Source organism: Pseudomonas sp. D1-36 (genome assembly GCF_051132205.1).
In the GTDB taxonomy this organism is placed as follows: domain Bacteria; phylum Pseudomonadota; class Gammaproteobacteria; order Pseudomonadales; family Pseudomonadaceae; genus Aquipseudomonas.
The window spans coordinates 3,059,845-3,074,616 of the sequence record NZ_CP071674.1 but is presented as its reverse complement, the minus strand read 5'-3'; the positions used below and the strand labels follow the sequence as shown (position 1 = coordinate 3,074,616).

Below are 14,772 nucleotides of genomic sequence, written 5' to 3'. Positions count from 1 at the left end.
GCCGCAAATATGCGGATGCTCGAAACCCAGGAGCCGGTTGCGCTCGTCCAGGTCCAGCAGGTTGTAGATCGCCTCCTTCTGCTCGGGCGTGCTGACCAGCGCTTCTTTGAATCCAAGATAATTGCCAACGACTTGAAGGCCGTCGGTGGGCGTGTAGAGGTAATGACCTTGCCCGCTGACCATCAGCGATCCAGCGAGCTCCACGAAGTTAGGTGCATATTCCCAGAGGCGCACCGTCTCGATGAACAGCACTGCCTCGTCCCGGCGCGACGGCCTGAACAGCCGAAGCAACTCGCGGCCCTGGGCCTCCGTCAGCTGGTTTTTTTCTCGTTTGATCAGAATGGCCGCCCACAGGGCGTCCTGAATGAATTGGGCCAGGAATTGGCGCCGAGATGTGTGGAAGGGGCCGCTGGTGTCCCAGAACGCGTTGACACGATCGATCAGCTTCGGGATCAGCCTTATCGCCGCACCCTTGATGATCGCTTCCCACTCCTGTCCGGAATAGGACGACGCAGGCGTGTCAGGGTGGGTCAGGTCGGCAAGATGCCCGGCTGGCCAGCCTTGATGGTGGAAATAGACCAGCACCGCCTCGCTCAGGGGAATGCTTTGGGTGACATGAATCGCCTCGGGCGCCTGGGTGTAGTCGATCCTGGACAGCGCAATGCGTACCTGCCTGGGATCGAGGCCGGGTAGCGCGTCGCCCAGTATCTGGTCCAGCAGCGTCGCGAGCGGGGGCAACTTGACCAATTCCTCCACCATGGAGAGCACGTTGTGGTGTTGGGCATGTTCGATGGTGTTGAGTTGAGTCTCGAAAACGTCCCCGTCGATGGCCTGCCAGGATTGTTCGATATCCGTCGTGCCCTTCAGTTCGCTGCGCTGGGCAATCGACAGGAGCCGAAACAGATTGTTGCGATCGCGGTTGTCCAGCAGTGTCTGGTCAATCCAGGCCCGGAGCGCTGCGGGACTGTCGAACTTGCGAACGCCGTCCCATGGCGTGTACAGGAATGCTGGATCGACGGCGGTATCGCCGCGTCTGGGCGTGGTTCGCAGGCAAAAGCAGCCAGCCAACGCAATGGCCGGCTTGCCTTCGGCGCTGAACTGGATGGTCTCGGCGATCATCGGAGGCGTCTGTGCGGCGCGTTGCGCATGGGTGGGCAGCGAAACGTTTTGCAGCCAGTCGAGGTCGGCCTGCGTCAGGCCATGGTGTGCCTCCAGCTCATCCAAGCCCTTGGTGGCCAACAGCTGGGGAAATAATAACGGCAGTGCTGCTGTGCTCATCGTCGCTTCTCGTCAGGGCAGGCCAATGCGGCGTCCCGGTGGATGAAGCGGCCAGACTAGGCCACGCTGAAAGGGCACAGGTGGTACATAGTTACCGCATGGACGATGGGCGTGTCTGCCAGGCTCGCTGGCGAACGCCCCGGCCCAAAGGGTTGCTTGCGCAAAGGTTGACAGGGCGCTCATGGGGCAGTGTTAATCAGCCCAAGTCTTGTCGTTTCAACGCTGTTGCTACCTCCTACAATCACTCAGGAGCTTCAGATGTCCGCGCTTCCCGATCACACCGGTCCTTGCACGTTATCCCTTGACGCCTTGGTTGGGCTGTTGGAGCAGATCTTCCTGCGCCACGGCACATCGGCAGAGGTCGCCCGCACCCTCGCCGAAAACTGCGCCGCAGCCGAGCGCGACGGGGCCCATAGCCATGGAGTGTTCCGCATGCCGGGTTATGTCTCCACGCTCAAAAGCGGTTGGGTCGACGGCCGAGCCGTGCCGGTGGTCGAGGATGTCGCCTCAGGTTTCGTACGGGTGGACGCCGGCAATGGCTTTGCCCAGCCCGCTCTGGCGGCCGCGCGGCCCTTGCTGGTGGAAAAGGCCCGCAGCGCCGGTATCGCGGTGCTGGCGATCCGCAACTCCCATCATTTCGCGGCGCTTTGGCCGGACGTCGAGCCGTTTGCCTATGAAGGGTTGGTGGCACTGAGCGTTGTCAACAGCATGACCTGCGTAGTGCCTCATGGCGCGGACCGCCCCCTGTTCGGCACCAACCCCATCGCTTTCGCCGCGCCACGCGCCGGTGGCGAGCCGATCGTCTTCGACCTTGCCACCAGCGCCATCGCCCACGGCGATGTGCAGATTGCCGCGCGCAAAGGCGAGCTGCTGCCGCCGGGAATGGGGGTGGATAGCCTGGGCCAGCCGACCCGCGACCCGAAGGCAATTCTCGAAGGCGGGGCGCTCTTGCCATTTGGTGGGCACAAGGGGTCGGCGTTGTCGATGATGGTCGAATTGCTGGCGGCGGCGTTAACCGGGGGCAATTTTTCCTTCGAGTTCGACTGGCGCAATCACCCCGGCGCCAAAACGCCTTGGACTGGGCAATTGTTGATCGTGATCGACCCCAGCAAGGCCGCCGGGCAAGGATTTGCCGAGCGCAGCCAGGAACTCGTCAGGCAGATGCACGGAGTGGGGCTGCGCCGTTTGCCTGGTGATCGTCGGCACCGGGAGCGCGGCAAGTCCACAGAACAGGGCATCACGCTGGATGAGCAGGCGTACGCTCAGTTGCGGGAACTGGCGGGAGCGTAGACCGAAGGCCAGTGGTTTTTTCATGGCAAGGGAGCGGTCTCCCTTGCCATGGGTCGGTGCTCAACGTCGCCCGAGCAATAACCCCACCACGAGGCCAAACCCCGCGGAAATAGCAACAGTCTGCCAAGGGTGCCCGCCAATATAGACTTGCGTTGCATCGACCATCGGCCGCGTGCGCTCCCGGGCGCTGGCAACCGCATCCAAAGCCTGTTGTAGTTTCAGGGCGATCTGGCCGCGCAGGTTTTCAGCATCCTCGCCGACCAAGGACGCACTGCTCTTGAGTAATTTTTCCGACTCTTCGATCAATGCCTTCAGTTCGCTGAAGGCTTGATCCTTGATTTGCTCTCCGTTCGGTTGCGCGGCGCTTTTACGGGCCATTGAGGTGCTCCTTGAGAATGGATGGCAGTGAACAGTGGAGTGCCACGCTTCGGTAAAAGTTGCAGCGCCAGGGGTGCGTCCGTACAGCGCAGGGCCAATTCGGTGTTAAGCCGTTTCCCCGCAAGGTGTAAGATGCCGCCTATTTACGCAACAGGAAATTCCCCATGAGTTTCAATCTGGCTGACAGGCCCCTGGCCGAGCGCGCCGCGCTGGAAGACGAAAAATCCCGGCTCTTCGAGCTTTGGCAGAACAACCTGGGCAAGGCCAAGGGCGACGCCGCCCGGTTGTTCGGCGAGCGTTCCAAGCGCAAAGGCAAGTGGGCCGAATGGGTACGCGCCGAACTGGACGGCATGTCGCCTCCGGAATACGCCAACATGGTGCGCAGCGAGGTCAATCGACTGATGGCCGCCAATAAATAAAAACTTACGCAAAGGTCGCGATGATAGCCTCGCGCACCTTGTCCACCGCCAGGTCCTTCTGCCCGTGGGTCCGCGACCCCAGCTCGATGGGATAGCGCGGCAAGGCCAGCGGGCAGGGCACCAATGCCAGGCCGCTGAGCTGGGCGATGGCGCGGGCGGCATGGTCTGGGATGGTCGCCACGGCCTGGCTGTCCTTGAGCAGGAACGGCAGCGCCGCAAAATGCGTGGTCGAGGCACATACTCTTCGTCGCAGGCCCAGCGCGGCCAGCCCCTCATCGGTGATGCCGATGAAGCCGCCGGACGACACCAACAGATGCTCCCGCGCGACGAAGGCTTCGAGGGTAAGGTCCTGCTGGCCCGCTGCCAGGCTGGCCGGATCCATGAGGCAAGCGTAGCCACCTTCGCCGAGGACCCTGCGACTCAGCAGCCGTTCGGTAAATCCCCCCGCCGTAATCGCCAGGTCCAGACTGCGCTCCATCAAGGCCCTGCCGACGATCTGGCTATGGGTCTGGCGAAAGATCAAGCGCAGGCCCGGCGCCCGTCGTGCCACTTCCTCTATCAGGCGGCGTCCATAGGCGATTTCGAAATCATCGGACAAGCCGAGGATGACGGATCGACCTTCGTAGTGGCTGGCGCCAGGATCGACCATTGCCAGGCTCTGGCGGCACTTGTCCAAGGCTTCACTGATGACGGGTTTCAACTGGTTGGCGCGCAAGGTAGGGGCCAGGCCCCGACCCGTGCGCACGAACAGCTGGTCGTCATAAATGCCGCGAAGCCTGCGCAGCGCCGCACTGATGGCGGACTGGGTGACCCCCAGGCGCAACGCGGCGCGGCTTGCGCTGGATTCGTCGTGCAAGGCTTCGAAGGTTTTCAGCAGGTTAAGGTCGACGTCGACGATATTCATTTGGCTCATATCTTTTAGCAGCGTTTCGGGCTTTATTGATGATCGGCCGTGGCATGAAAATCAGCAACACCTGAAACCACGGAGTTCAAGACCATGCCCAAATCCATCGTCGCTGCCCTGCAAATCGGCTCGCTACCGGGTGGCAAAGCCGAAACACTGACGCAGATCCTTTCCTATGAAGAGGCAATTCGCGACGCGGGCGCTCGTTTGGTCGTAATGCCGGAGGCGCTGCTGGGTGGTTATCCCAAGGGCGAGGCTTTTGGAACGCAACTGGGCTATCGGCTACCGGAAGGACGCGAGGCGTTCGCTCGCTACTTCGCCAACGCCATCGACGTACCTGGCGTCGAGACGGAGGCATTGGCCGGCCTGTCGGCGCGCACCGGGGCAAGCCTGGTGCTGGGTGTTATCGAGCGGGCCGGCAATACCTTGTATTGCACGGCCCTGTACTTCGAGCCCGACGCCGGCTTGGTTGCCAAGCACCGTAAGCTGATGCCCACCGGCACAGAACGGTTGATCTGGGGCAAGGGCGACGGGTCGACTCTGCCGGTGATCGACAGCCAGGTGGGTCGCGTGGGCGCGGCGGTGTGCTGGGAAAACATGATGCCGCTGCTGCGCACGGCGATGTATGCCAAAGGCGTCGACGTCTGGTGTGCCCCAACGGTGGATGAGCGGGAGATGTGGCAAGTGAGCATGCGGCATATCGCTCACGAAGGTCGTTGCTTCGTGGTCAGTGCCTGCCAGGTCCAGGCATCCCCCGAGGCGCTGGGAGTCGAAGTGGCTAACTGGCCGGCACAACGGCCATTGATCGCCGGCGGCAGCGTGATCGTGGGCCCCATGGGGGACGTGCTGGCTGGCCCGTTGAAGGGTACCGCCGGGTTGCTGACCGCTGAAATCGACACCGACGAATTGGTGCGTGCGCGCTATGACTATGATGTGGTCGGCCACTACGCCCGGCCCGACGTGTTCGAACTGGTGGTGGACGAGCGGGCCAAGCCGGGCGTGCGCTTCACTGCATGAGTCACCAGGTGGCCGAGGCGCCTGGCAAGTCAAGGGTCCCGCGGTCGACGAAGCGCATCGTGCCGAATACACCGCCGGCGAGCTTGCCCTTGAGTACATAGGGCAGGTTGTCCAGGCGCTGGGTCTGGCTCAGGCCCAGCGTCTGGCGCAGCACCGAAAAGGCCGAGATGCTCACCGGCACGCTCAATACGCCTTCGGAGAAACGCGGGATCGAGCCGCTCTGGTCACTGACCCCCGTCGCCAGGGTGTGGCCGTTGACTTCCAGGTCCAGCGCGACGCCGTTGTACTCGATAGTGGTTTCGTTGGGGTTCTGTAAGCGCAGTTTCACCGCAAAGCGCAGTTCCATGCCCTGGCTGGGTAACGGCTCGATACCGACCACATTGATGTTCAGCGGATCCCGTTGCTGGAAGAGGGCGCAGGCGCTCAGGCTGAGCACTATCAAAATGAAGGACAAGCCGCGGATTGTGCGCATGAAAGGGGCTCTCGCGTTGGGGCGGGTGGGACAGGACAATAACATTCCACTCGCCATGAGGCTCAAGTCAAAGCGGTGTCGCCTACTGACAGTTTCTGACACCAGCCTCTGCTAATCTGCTGCAACTTTCCTCGTGGGCCTATCATCGTGTCGCGAACCACTCGGCTGCTTACTTTGTTGCAAGTCTTGCGGGGCAAGCGATGCCCAGTCACGGCTGCGACATTAGCGGGCGAGTTGAAGGTCTCCGAGCGCACGCTTTATCGCGATATCGCCGAACTCACGGCCCTCGGCGCACCGATCCAGGGCGAGGCAGGCATCGGCTATGTGCTGCGCAGCGGCCTGTTCTTGCCGCCCTTGATGTTCACCGCCGATGAAATCGAGGCCATCGTGCTGGGTTTGCGTTATGTCGACCAGCGCGGCGACGAGGTGCTGGGCAAGGCAGCCGCCGATGCCCTGGCCAAGGTCGAGGCGGTGCTGGCGCCCGGTCTGCGCGATGCGCTGCACAACCCCACCGTATTACCGGGCCCGGCGGGCTACGGCTATCCGCAAAACACTGTCGAGCTGAATGTCTATCGCCAGGCCATTCGCACGCAGGCCAAGCTGCATATCGACTACGCCGATGTGAACAAGACCCCGAGCCAGCGCTTGATCTGGCCGCTGGCCCTGGGTTTTTTCAATGAGGCTCGAGTGGTGGTGGCCTGGTGCGAATTGCGTGGCGCCTATCGTACTTTTCGCACGGACCGGATTGCCTCGGCCGTCGTCCAGGGCGAGCGTTATCCAGGCAGGCGCAGTGACTGGCTGCGCGCCTGGTTTGCGCTGATGAATCTCGACGAGGCGGGGCGTTTCACTCCTGACAAAAACTGACACAGCGCTGTTTTAGCATGGCCTTGAAACGAAAAAACAAGGAGCCCTGACATGTCCAATCCCGTCTCTTCCCTGGCGCCGGCCATCGCCGGCTACATTGCCGCCGCCAACGCCCGCGACAGCTCGGCGGTGACGCGTTTCTTTGCCGAAGACGCCAATGTGTTCGATGAAGGCAACCATCGGGTCGGCACCCGGGCCATCGCTCAATGGATGGAAGACACCGCGCGGCGCTACCAGCCACGGGTGGAAGTGCTCAACGTGCAGCAGCGTACCGGAAAGGTGCTGGTCCACAACCTGATCTCCGGGACCTTCCCTGGCAGCCCGCTCGAGTTGCGCTATACCTTCCGACTCGATGAGCAGGGGAAGATCAGCCGGTTGGATATTTCTGTCTAGAGGGTGGGGTTTGGGTAAACCCGATTGAGGAGAAACGCACGGGATCGCCCCGCATGGCATACTCCCCACCTTTGCCTTCCGGACCCGGGCCGTATGACTTTCGACTCACCCTTGAGCGCTTGGCAACACGCTATCGAACACCATGGTTTTGTCCAGGATGAAGCCCAGGAGTTGGCCATCATGGCCCTTGAGCAATGCCACAAGGCATTGCATGAGGGCCGCAAGTCGATCAAGGGCGTCTATCTGTGGGGGCCGGTCGGGCGCGGCAAGACGTGGCTCATGGACCGCTTCTATGAAAGCCTCAAGGTTCCGGCCCGTCGGCAACACTTCCACCATTTCATGGCCTGGGTGCATCAGCGCTCGTTCCAGCTCACCGGCACACCGGACCCGTTGCAGGCGCTTGCGCGGGAGTTGAGCCGAGAAGTGCGCGTGCTGTGCTTCGACGAGCTGTTCGTCACGGACATCGGCGATGCGATCATTCTTGGCCGCCTGTTCCAGGTCATGTTCGAATTGGGCATGGTTGTGGTCAGCACCTCCAACCTGCCGCCGGATGAACTTTATGCCAGCGGCCATAACCGGGAGCGATTCCTGCCGACCATTGCGTCCATCAAACGCTACATGCAAGTAGTTCCGGTCAACGGCTGGCAAGACCACCGCCAGCACCCGGGGGCGCTGCAGCAGCGCTACTGGGTGCGTGACCCGGCCCAGGCGGACCCTTTGGCGGAGGTCTTCGACCGGTTGAGCAAGGGGCAGGCACCTGTCAGTCAGCCGATCGAAGTCGGCCATCGCCAGGTCATGGCGCTCAAGGCTTGTGACAAGGTGCTCTGGAGCCGCTATCCGGATATCTGCGAACAACCGTTCTCGGCCGTCGACTTCATGGCGCTGTGCGACCGTTTCAGCGCCATCCTTCTCAGCGATGTCCCGTGCCTGAGCGCCGAACAGCGTGAAGGGCGTATCGCCCGTGGCACCGAGGACGGGGTGGAGCGGGTCGAGGCCGGCGACCGCGAGTTGCCGCAGCTGTCGATACACGACGATGGCGTCCGTCGGTTCATCGCCCTGGTCGATGAGTGTTATGACCGAAAGGTGCCGTTGTATCTGTCGGCCCAGGTTCCGATGGACCAGTTGTACACGGAGGGCTATCTGCAATTCCCGTTTCGCCGTACTCTCAGTCGCCTCCAGGAAATGCAATTGCAACGTTTCGGTCAGCTCGCCTGACCGGATCCCGCCGCGGCCAAGCCGCCGGCCATACCGAAAACGAGATGGAAGATCATGGAAGAAGCCAAGGAAATCCTTGTATTGCAAGCCAGCTACAGCAATCCGATCCATGCCGAAGCGATTTGCCACGTGCTCAACGGCTATGCCGAGGATCCGATGGGTGGCGGCCATTCGCTACCGGCCGAAGTGCTTGCGCATTTGCCCCAGGAGCTGGCCAAGCGCGCGCATGCCTTCAGTGTGCTGGCGTTCGTAAATGGTGAACCGGCAGGGTTGATCAATTGCTTCGAGGGTTTCTCGACGTTTGCCTGCCGACCGTTGGTGAACGTCCACGACGTTGCGGTGATGCCAGCGTTTCGCGGGCTGGGCTTGAGCCAGAAGATGTTGCAGAAAGTCGAAGATATTGCCCGCCAGCGTGGGTGCTGCAAGATCACCCTGGAAGTGCTGGAAGGCAACGCCGTGGCCCAGGCCAGTTATGCCAAGTTCGGTTTTGCCGCCGGCATGTTCGACCCGGCCCATGGCCGTATGTTGTTCTGGATCAAACCCCTGTAGCAACGGGACTTTTCGGCTACTTCAAAACGACCTGGCCCGCCGGCCCCTTGGGTTTCATGAGGCTGAAATCGATCAGCGCCTTATGCTGGCTTTGATAGGGGTTGCCGATCAGCAATGGGCGCGCCGTGAACGAATTGCTGACCAGGCTTTTGCTCCGGTCCAGCTCATCGAAGTTCAAGCCCGCCAAGTCCGCCCAGGTGTGGATCAGGTGTGAGCTGCTGTAAGGACGTGACAGGTCGCCGGTGAAGTTCCAGTCATGGGTTTCGCGCCATTTGGGCGAGGCCCAGGCCATGAACGGAATGGTGTACATCGGCGCGGTCGGCTTGCCTTCGTTGCGGCCCAGGGTGTCATGCCCTGGCGAATCGAAGACGTCCTCGCCATGGTCCGACAGGTACAACAGGAAACCGTTGGGGTCGGTGCGGGCGTAGTCCTTGATCAGGCTGGAGACGACGAAGTCGTTGTACAGCACCGCGTTGTCGTAGCTGTTGTAGGTCGGCACCTGGTCGTCACGTACGCCGGCGGGTACGCCCTGGCGATCGGTGAATTTATTGAAGGTCGGCGGATAGCGGTATTGATAACTCATGTGTGTGCCGAGCAGGTGAACCACGATCAGCTTGCGTGGCGCGGTGTCCGCCAGGGCTTTGTTGAACGGCTCGATCACGTCGCCATCGTATTGCGCGGCATTCTGGTTGCGGTTGTTGTTCAGGTAGACCTGCTCATCGGCCTGTTGGGAGAAGGTTGTGAGCATGGTGTTGCGCTTGGTCATCGTCTGCTGGTTGGTGATCCAGAACGTCTTGTAGCCGGCCTGTTTCATCATGCTCACCAGTGACGGTGTGCTGAGGTAGAGGTCGGGACTTTCCTCGTCGGCGAAGGTCAGCACCTGCTGCAAGGCTTCGATGGTGTAGGGCCGCGGGGTGATGACATTGTCAAATACCGCGAGTTGATCCTTGAGCTTGTCCAGCTCCGGCGTCGTTTCCCTCGGATAGCCATACAGGCTCATGCGCTGGCGATTGGTGGATTCGCCGATCACCAGCACCAGGGTCGCGGGCTGGTTGGCCGCGCTGTCTTTGAGGTTGCGCAGGGGCGCGATCTTGCTGGTGCTGTGAAGCATGCCTTGCATGTTTTCCAGCTGTTCACCGTAGCGACGATAAGCCACCAGCATCTGCCAGGGCACGGCCGGCTCGATGCGATCCTCGAATTTCTCCAGACCGCCGGCAAGCGTGCCAGTACGCAGGGTCTGCTTGACCAACGGGTAACCGACGACGGCAACGACGATCAGGCCGGCGGCGATCATCGCCTGGCCCCGGGGCAAATAGACCGGGCGCAGGCGTGTCCAGAGGAAATAGCCAACCAGGGTGTGTGCAAGGAACGCCGGCACCATCCACCAAGCGAAATACTGGGTCATGTATTCGCCGGCTTCGTTCACGTTCGACTCGAACATGATGAAGATGACGCTTTGGGAAAATTCCTGCTGGTAAATAAAGAAATAGCCCAGGCTGGCCATCGAGCATGCCCACAGCACCACGCCGATCGCCGCGGCGAGCAGGCGCGTGCGAGCCGGAAACAGCAGCAGCGGCGCCAGCCAGAACGCACTCATGACGAAGGCTTGGCGAAACCCGGTGAAACCTGAGGTATCGCTTGCCAGGATAAGCAATTGGGTAATGCCGGAAAAATACCAGAAGAACAGAAAAAGCCAGCCGAACCCGGCCCAATCGAAACTTTTCGCAGTCGTTTTGCTGCGTTTGAACACACTCATCAAGCGCTCCAGCTTTTGCCGACGGGGTCCACTGGCACCGATCTGGCGCCGGCAGTATGCGTCGTAACTATTTGTCAGCGCAGGAGTATTGCGAGGGTGGTGTGAAAACTTCGTGAGTTTTTTGCAGGCGAATCATGGCGTCCGGTTCCGCTGGTTTGGCGGGAACGGCTTTGTGGCGATGGAGCAAGCTCGATCGCCACAAAGGGTAATTGGGAGTGTTTGTCAGTGTGACACCGGCTCGCCCGGTGCCACGTGCCGCCTGGGCCAGAATCAGCGAGCCAAAGCCTGGCTCTGGTAAGGAAGCTGTGCGTGTTGCAACTGCAAGCGCAACTGCGTCACTTCATCAAGCAGCAAATCACGCTCTTCTTTCAGCAGGCGTAGTTCGTCGCGACGAATGGTCACGTAAAGGGTCTGAGGAGGACGTGCGGTAACGACAGGGCCCATTGCTCACCTCGCAAATGGCTACATCAACTAGAGAGATGTCGTCAGTTTCTTGGCGACAATTCTTTATCGGCACCAATTCTGAATACTTTTGCCCGTTGATGGAACTTTTTTATTTTTCATGGTCGACGTGTCTTCGGCGGGTTATTGAACGTTATCCTTTGTGATCGGGCGATTTACCCGGAAACTATGCGGCAATGCTCTGGACTAACCTCCACAAGTCACCTTGAGCTAAACCTTTGACACACCTTAATTTGTAGTAGGGAGCATCAGCACATGCAACTCGGGATCATCGGACTGGGCCGCATGGGCGGCAATATTGCACGGCGCCTGATGCTCAATGGGCACACCACCGTTGTTTATGACCGCAATGCCGCTTTCGTCGAAAACCTGAGCCAGGAAGGCGCGACGGGGGTCGCGGACCTGTCGGCGCTGGTCGCCGGGCTGCAAAAGCCTCGGGCGGTCTGGGTCATGCTGCCGGCCGGCGCACCCACCGAGGACACCATCAACGTGCTCAGCGAACTGCTGGAGCCGGGCGACGTGGTCATCGATGGCGGTAACACGTATTACAAGGACGACATCCGCCGCGCCCAGACGCTGTCGGAAAAAGGCTTGAACTACATTGATGTCGGCACCTCCGGTGGCGTCTGGGGGCTCGAGCGCGGTTACTGCATGATGATCGGTGGCGACGCCGACGTCGTTCGTCGCCTGGACCCGCTGTTTGAAAGCCTCGCGCCAGGCATGGGCGATATTCCACGCACCCGTGACCGCAAGTCCGACGACGATCGCGCCGAACGAGGCTATATCCATGCGGGCCCGGCCGGATCTGGGCACTTCGTCAAGATGATCCACAACGGCATCGAATACGGAATGATGCAAGCGTTCGCCGAGGGCTTCGACATCCTCAAGACAAAATCCAGCGAAAGCCTGCCGCCTGAACAGCGCTTCGACCTGAACCTGGCCGACATCGCCGAAGTCTGGCGTCGTGGCAGCGTGGTGTCGTCCTGGCTGTTGGACCTGACCGCCGATGCATTGGCCAGCGATCCGAAGCTGGATGGCTTTTCCGGCGAAGTGGCCGACAGTGGGGAAGGGCGCTGGACCATCGAGGCCGCCATCGAGCAAGCGGTGCCGGTGCCGGTACTGTCCAGTTCGCTGTTTGCCCGTTTCCGCTCCCGTCAGCAGGCGACCTATGGCGACAAGATGCTCTCGGCCATGCGCTTTGGCTTCGGCGGCCATGTGGAGACTACGAAAAAATGACCTCGATCGGCAGGAAGTCCAAGGCTCAACCTGCGCCACCGACCACGCTGTTCCTGTTCGGTGCCCATGGAGACCTGGTCAAGCGCTTGCTCATGCCGGCGCTTTACCACCTCAGCCGTGACGGGCTGTTGGGGGATGGCCTGCAGATCGTTGGTGTTGACCACAATGCCATCAGCGATGTGGATTTTGCAAAAAAGCTCGAAGATTTCATTCGTAGCGAAGCGGCGAGCAAGGGCGGCGATCCCGACCGCGCGCTCGATCCGACGCTGTGGGCCAGGCTGGCCCAAGGCATCAGTTACGTCCAAGGTGACTTCCTCGATGACAGCACCTACGAAGCGCTGGCGGCGAAAATCGCCGCCAGCGGCACTGGCAATGCGGTTTTCTATCTGGCGACCGCGCCACGTTTTTTCAGTGAAGTGGTCCGCCGCCTTGGCGCGGCCGGGCTGCTTCAAGAGCAGGATGACGCCTTCCGGCGCGTGGTGATCGAGAAGCCGTTCGGCTCCGACCTGCACACCGCCGAGGCGCTCAATGCCTGCCTGCTAAAGGTCATGGGCGAAAAGCAGATCTATCGGATCGACCATTACCTGGGCAAGGAGACGGTACAGAACATTCTGGTCAGCCGTTTCTCCAACAGCTTGTTCGAGGCGTTCTGGAACAACCACTACATCGACCACGTGCAGATCACCGCCGCCGAAACCGTTGGCGTCGAAACCCGTGGCAGTTTTTATGAGCACACCGGCGCCCTGCGGGACATGGTGCCCAACCACTTGTTCCAATTGCTGGCGATGGTCGCCATGGAACCGCCGGCCGCTTTCGGTGCCGACGCGGTGCGCGGCGAGAAGGCCAAGGTGGTGGGGGCGATCCGCCCCTGGTCGGTGGAACAGGCGCGCGCCAATTCGGTACGTGGCCAATACACGGCCGGGGAAGTAGGCGGCAACGCAGTGAAGGGTTACCGCGAGGAAACCAACGTCGCGCCCGACAGCAGCACCGAAACCTACGTCGCCCTGAAAGTCATGATCGATAACTGGCGGTGGGTCGGCGTGCCGTTCTACCTGCGCACCGGCAAGCGCATGAGCGTGCGCGACACGGAAATCGTTATCTGCTTCAAACCGGCGCCTTACGCTCAGTTCCGTGACACTGAAGTCGACGAATTGCAACCTACCTACTTGAGAATCCAGATCCAGCCTAACGAAGGCATGTGGTTCGACCTGTTGGCCAAGCGGCCCGGGCCGGCCCTCGAAATGGCGAATATCGAACTGGGTTTTGCCTACAAGGATTTCTTCGAAATGCAGCCGTCCACGGGTTACGAAACCCTGATCTACGATTGCCTGACAGGCGACCAGACGTTGTTCCAGCGCGCCGACAACATCGAAAACGGCTGGCGCGCGGTGCAGCCGTTCCTCGACGCGTGGCGAGAAGACGCAACGGTGCAGCCGTACAAGGCCGGGGAGGACGGCCCGGCGGCCGCTGATGATCTGCTGACTCGCGACGGTCGCGTCTGGCATGGCCTCGGATGAGTAATCAGCTGAAACGCCCCATCCGCTTCCTGCTTAGTGATATGGACGGCACCTTACTGCTGCCTGATCACAGCCTCAGCCAGCGCACCATCGCCGCCGTCCGCTCGTTGCGCGAGGCCGGCGTGTTGTTCAGCCTCGCCACCGGACGGCCGCCACGGGCAATGTTGCAGCAGATCGAGGCGCTGGGCGTCGACCTGCCGACAGCAGCGTTCAACGGCGGTACGCTGGTGCATCCGGACGGCACCTTCCTGGCCGTGCATTACCTGCCGCCCGAGGCGGCGCTGGCCACCCTGGCCTTGTACGCCGATCAGCCCGGCATCGAGGTCTGGGTGTTTGCCGACGGCGATTGGCTGGTGCGCGACGCCAATGGGCCCATGGTGCCGGTGGAAACCCGTGGCCTGGGTTATCCGCCTGTCGAAGTGGACAGTTTCGAACCCTATCTGGAGCGCATTGACAAGATCGTTGCGACAAGCGCCAACACAGACTTGCTGGTGGAGCTGGAGGCGCGCTTGCACCCACTGCTCAATGGCCAGGCCCAGGTATCGCGTTCGCAACCGATCTATCTGGACGTGACCGCGATGAAGGCGAACAAGGGGGAGGCGCTGTCGACCCTGGCCGAGTTCCTCGGCGTGCCGCTGGAGCAGACCGCCGCGATGGGGGACGGTGGCAACGACCCGGCGATGTTCCACCGCGCGGGGCTTTCAATTGCGATGGGGCAGGCCGAAGAGGCGATCAAGCGCCAGGCTGACGTGGTCACCGCAGCCAACACCGAGGACGGTGCGGCGTTAGCGATCGAGCGGTACATCCTGCCGCGGTGACTTCCCTTCCATCCCGGATGATTGGGCGGGCTCTTTCTTATGGTGGTCATGCTTGCCAGCCGCCGTTTTTTCCCGAGCCTGAAATTTGTTTCCATCAAGTTGTAAGACAACTGCCCCGCTGGCTTGAGTATTGGGTAGAATCCGACGCTGATCGGATTATGGGAGGAAACAATGGGGAATAGCTCAACTCAGGGCGGTGATACG

The 14,772-nt window shown here is 61.1% G+C and carries 15 protein-coding genes; 10 read left to right on the top strand and 5 right to left on the bottom strand.

What is annotated here, in order from left to right; all coding sequences use genetic code 11:
• The first annotated feature begins 1,536 nt into the window (after positions 1–1,536).
• Entirely contained in the window at positions 1,537–2,568 is a 1,032-nt protein-coding gene (locus J3P76_RS13625) for an Ldh family oxidoreductase (RefSeq protein ID WP_420766821.1), read from the top strand.
• A gap of 60 nt (positions 2,569–2,628) precedes the next feature.
• Here the strand turns inward: J3P76_RS13625 and J3P76_RS13620 are convergent, their stop codons facing one another.
• Positions 2,629–2,946 carry a DUF883 family protein gene (locus J3P76_RS13620; protein WP_420766822.1) on the bottom strand — a complete coding sequence of 106 codons (318 nt, stop codon included), beginning with the start codon at positions 2,944–2,946 and terminating at the stop codon, positions 2,629–2,631.
• A 164-nt stretch (positions 2,947–3,110) separates the two neighbouring features.
• On the opposite strand from J3P76_RS13620, the gene J3P76_RS13615 reads away from it, so the two are divergent.
• Positions 3,111–3,365, top strand: coding sequence for a hypothetical protein (locus J3P76_RS13615; RefSeq protein ID WP_039591001.1), 255 nt, complete (start codon positions 3,111–3,113; stop codon positions 3,363–3,365).
• 4 nt (positions 3,366–3,369) lie between these two features.
• Here the strand turns inward: J3P76_RS13615 and J3P76_RS13610 are convergent, their stop codons facing one another.
• Complete coding sequence (locus J3P76_RS13610; RefSeq protein ID WP_420766823.1) at positions 3,370–4,278, bottom strand: LysR family transcriptional regulator; 909 nt, start codon at positions 4,276–4,278, stop codon at positions 3,370–3,372.
• A gap of 84 nt (positions 4,279–4,362) precedes the next feature.
• Between J3P76_RS13610 and J3P76_RS13605 the strand changes: the two genes are divergently transcribed.
• The gene (locus J3P76_RS13605) at positions 4,363–5,286 is read left to right on the top strand and encodes a carbon-nitrogen hydrolase family protein (protein ID WP_434563888.1); all 924 of its coding nucleotides are present in this window, start codon (positions 4,363–4,365) and stop codon (positions 5,284–5,286) included.
• Position 5,287: 1 nt separating this feature from the next.
• Here the strand turns inward: J3P76_RS13605 and J3P76_RS13600 are convergent, their stop codons facing one another.
• Positions 5,288–5,758, bottom strand: coding sequence for an LEA type 2 family protein (locus J3P76_RS13600; protein ID WP_434563890.1), 471 nt, complete (start codon positions 5,756–5,758; stop codon positions 5,288–5,290).
• Positions 5,759–5,905: 147 nt separating this feature from the next.
• Here J3P76_RS13600 and J3P76_RS13595 point away from each other — a divergent pair, with 147 nt between their 5' ends.
• The 4 genes from J3P76_RS13595 to J3P76_RS13580 all read left to right on the top strand — a co-directional run bounded on the left by J3P76_RS13595 (position 5,906) and on the right by J3P76_RS13580 (position 8,779).
• Positions 5,906–6,622: a helix-turn-helix transcriptional regulator gene (locus J3P76_RS13595; RefSeq protein ID WP_434611249.1), complete on the top strand. Its 717-nt coding sequence runs from the start codon at positions 5,906–5,908 to the stop codon at positions 6,620–6,622.
• Positions 6,623–6,673: 51 nt separating this feature from the next.
• Positions 6,674–7,015, top strand: a complete 342-nt coding sequence (locus tag J3P76_RS13590) for a nuclear transport factor 2 family protein (RefSeq protein WP_434611252.1) — start codon at positions 6,674–6,676, stop codon at positions 7,013–7,015.
• Positions 7,016–7,108: 93 nt separating this feature from the next.
• A complete protein-coding gene (zapE, locus tag J3P76_RS13585) occupies positions 7,109–8,230 on the top strand; it encodes a cell division protein ZapE (RefSeq protein ID WP_434611255.1) in 1,122 nt (373 codons plus the stop codon).
• Between the two features lie 54 nt (positions 8,231–8,284).
• Positions 8,285–8,779 (top strand): GNAT family N-acetyltransferase, encoded by a 495-nt coding sequence (locus J3P76_RS13580; protein WP_420766829.1) that lies wholly within the window; start codon positions 8,285–8,287, stop codon positions 8,777–8,779.
• A 16-nt stretch (positions 8,780–8,795) separates the two neighbouring features.
• Here the strand turns inward: J3P76_RS13580 and J3P76_RS13575 are convergent, their stop codons facing one another.
• Together J3P76_RS13575 and J3P76_RS13570 are read right to left on the bottom strand one after the other, a co-directional pair.
• Positions 8,796–10,535, bottom strand: coding sequence for a phosphoethanolamine transferase CptA (locus tag J3P76_RS13575; protein ID WP_434628503.1), 1,740 nt, complete (start codon positions 10,533–10,535; stop codon positions 8,796–8,798).
• Positions 10,536–10,805: 270 nt separating this feature from the next.
• Positions 10,806–10,979 carry a DUF6026 family protein gene (locus tag J3P76_RS13570; RefSeq protein ID WP_196304772.1) on the bottom strand — a complete coding sequence of 58 codons (174 nt, stop codon included), beginning with the start codon at positions 10,977–10,979 and terminating at the stop codon, positions 10,806–10,808.
• Positions 10,980–11,252: 273 nt separating this feature from the next.
• Here J3P76_RS13570 and gnd point away from each other — a divergent pair, with 273 nt between their 5' ends.
• The 3 genes from gnd to J3P76_RS13555 are packed head-to-tail and all read left to right on the top strand — an operon-like array spanning position 11,253 to position 14,568.
• Positions 11,253–12,233: a phosphogluconate dehydrogenase (NAD(+)-dependent, decarboxylating) gene (gnd, locus tag J3P76_RS13565; protein WP_434628506.1), complete on the top strand. Its 981-nt coding sequence runs from the start codon at positions 11,253–11,255 to the stop codon at positions 12,231–12,233.
• Positions 12,230–13,750 (top strand): glucose-6-phosphate dehydrogenase, encoded by a 1,521-nt coding sequence (gene zwf / locus J3P76_RS13560; protein WP_434611260.1) that lies wholly within the window; start codon positions 12,230–12,232, stop codon positions 13,748–13,750. The genes gnd and zwf overlap by 4 nt, the downstream gene beginning before the upstream one ends.
• Positions 13,747–14,568, top strand: a complete 822-nt coding sequence (locus J3P76_RS13555; RefSeq protein ID WP_434611262.1) for an HAD family hydrolase — start codon at positions 13,747–13,749, stop codon at positions 14,566–14,568. The genes zwf and J3P76_RS13555 overlap by 4 nt, the downstream gene beginning before the upstream one ends.
• Positions 14,569–14,772 lie beyond the last annotated feature (204 nt).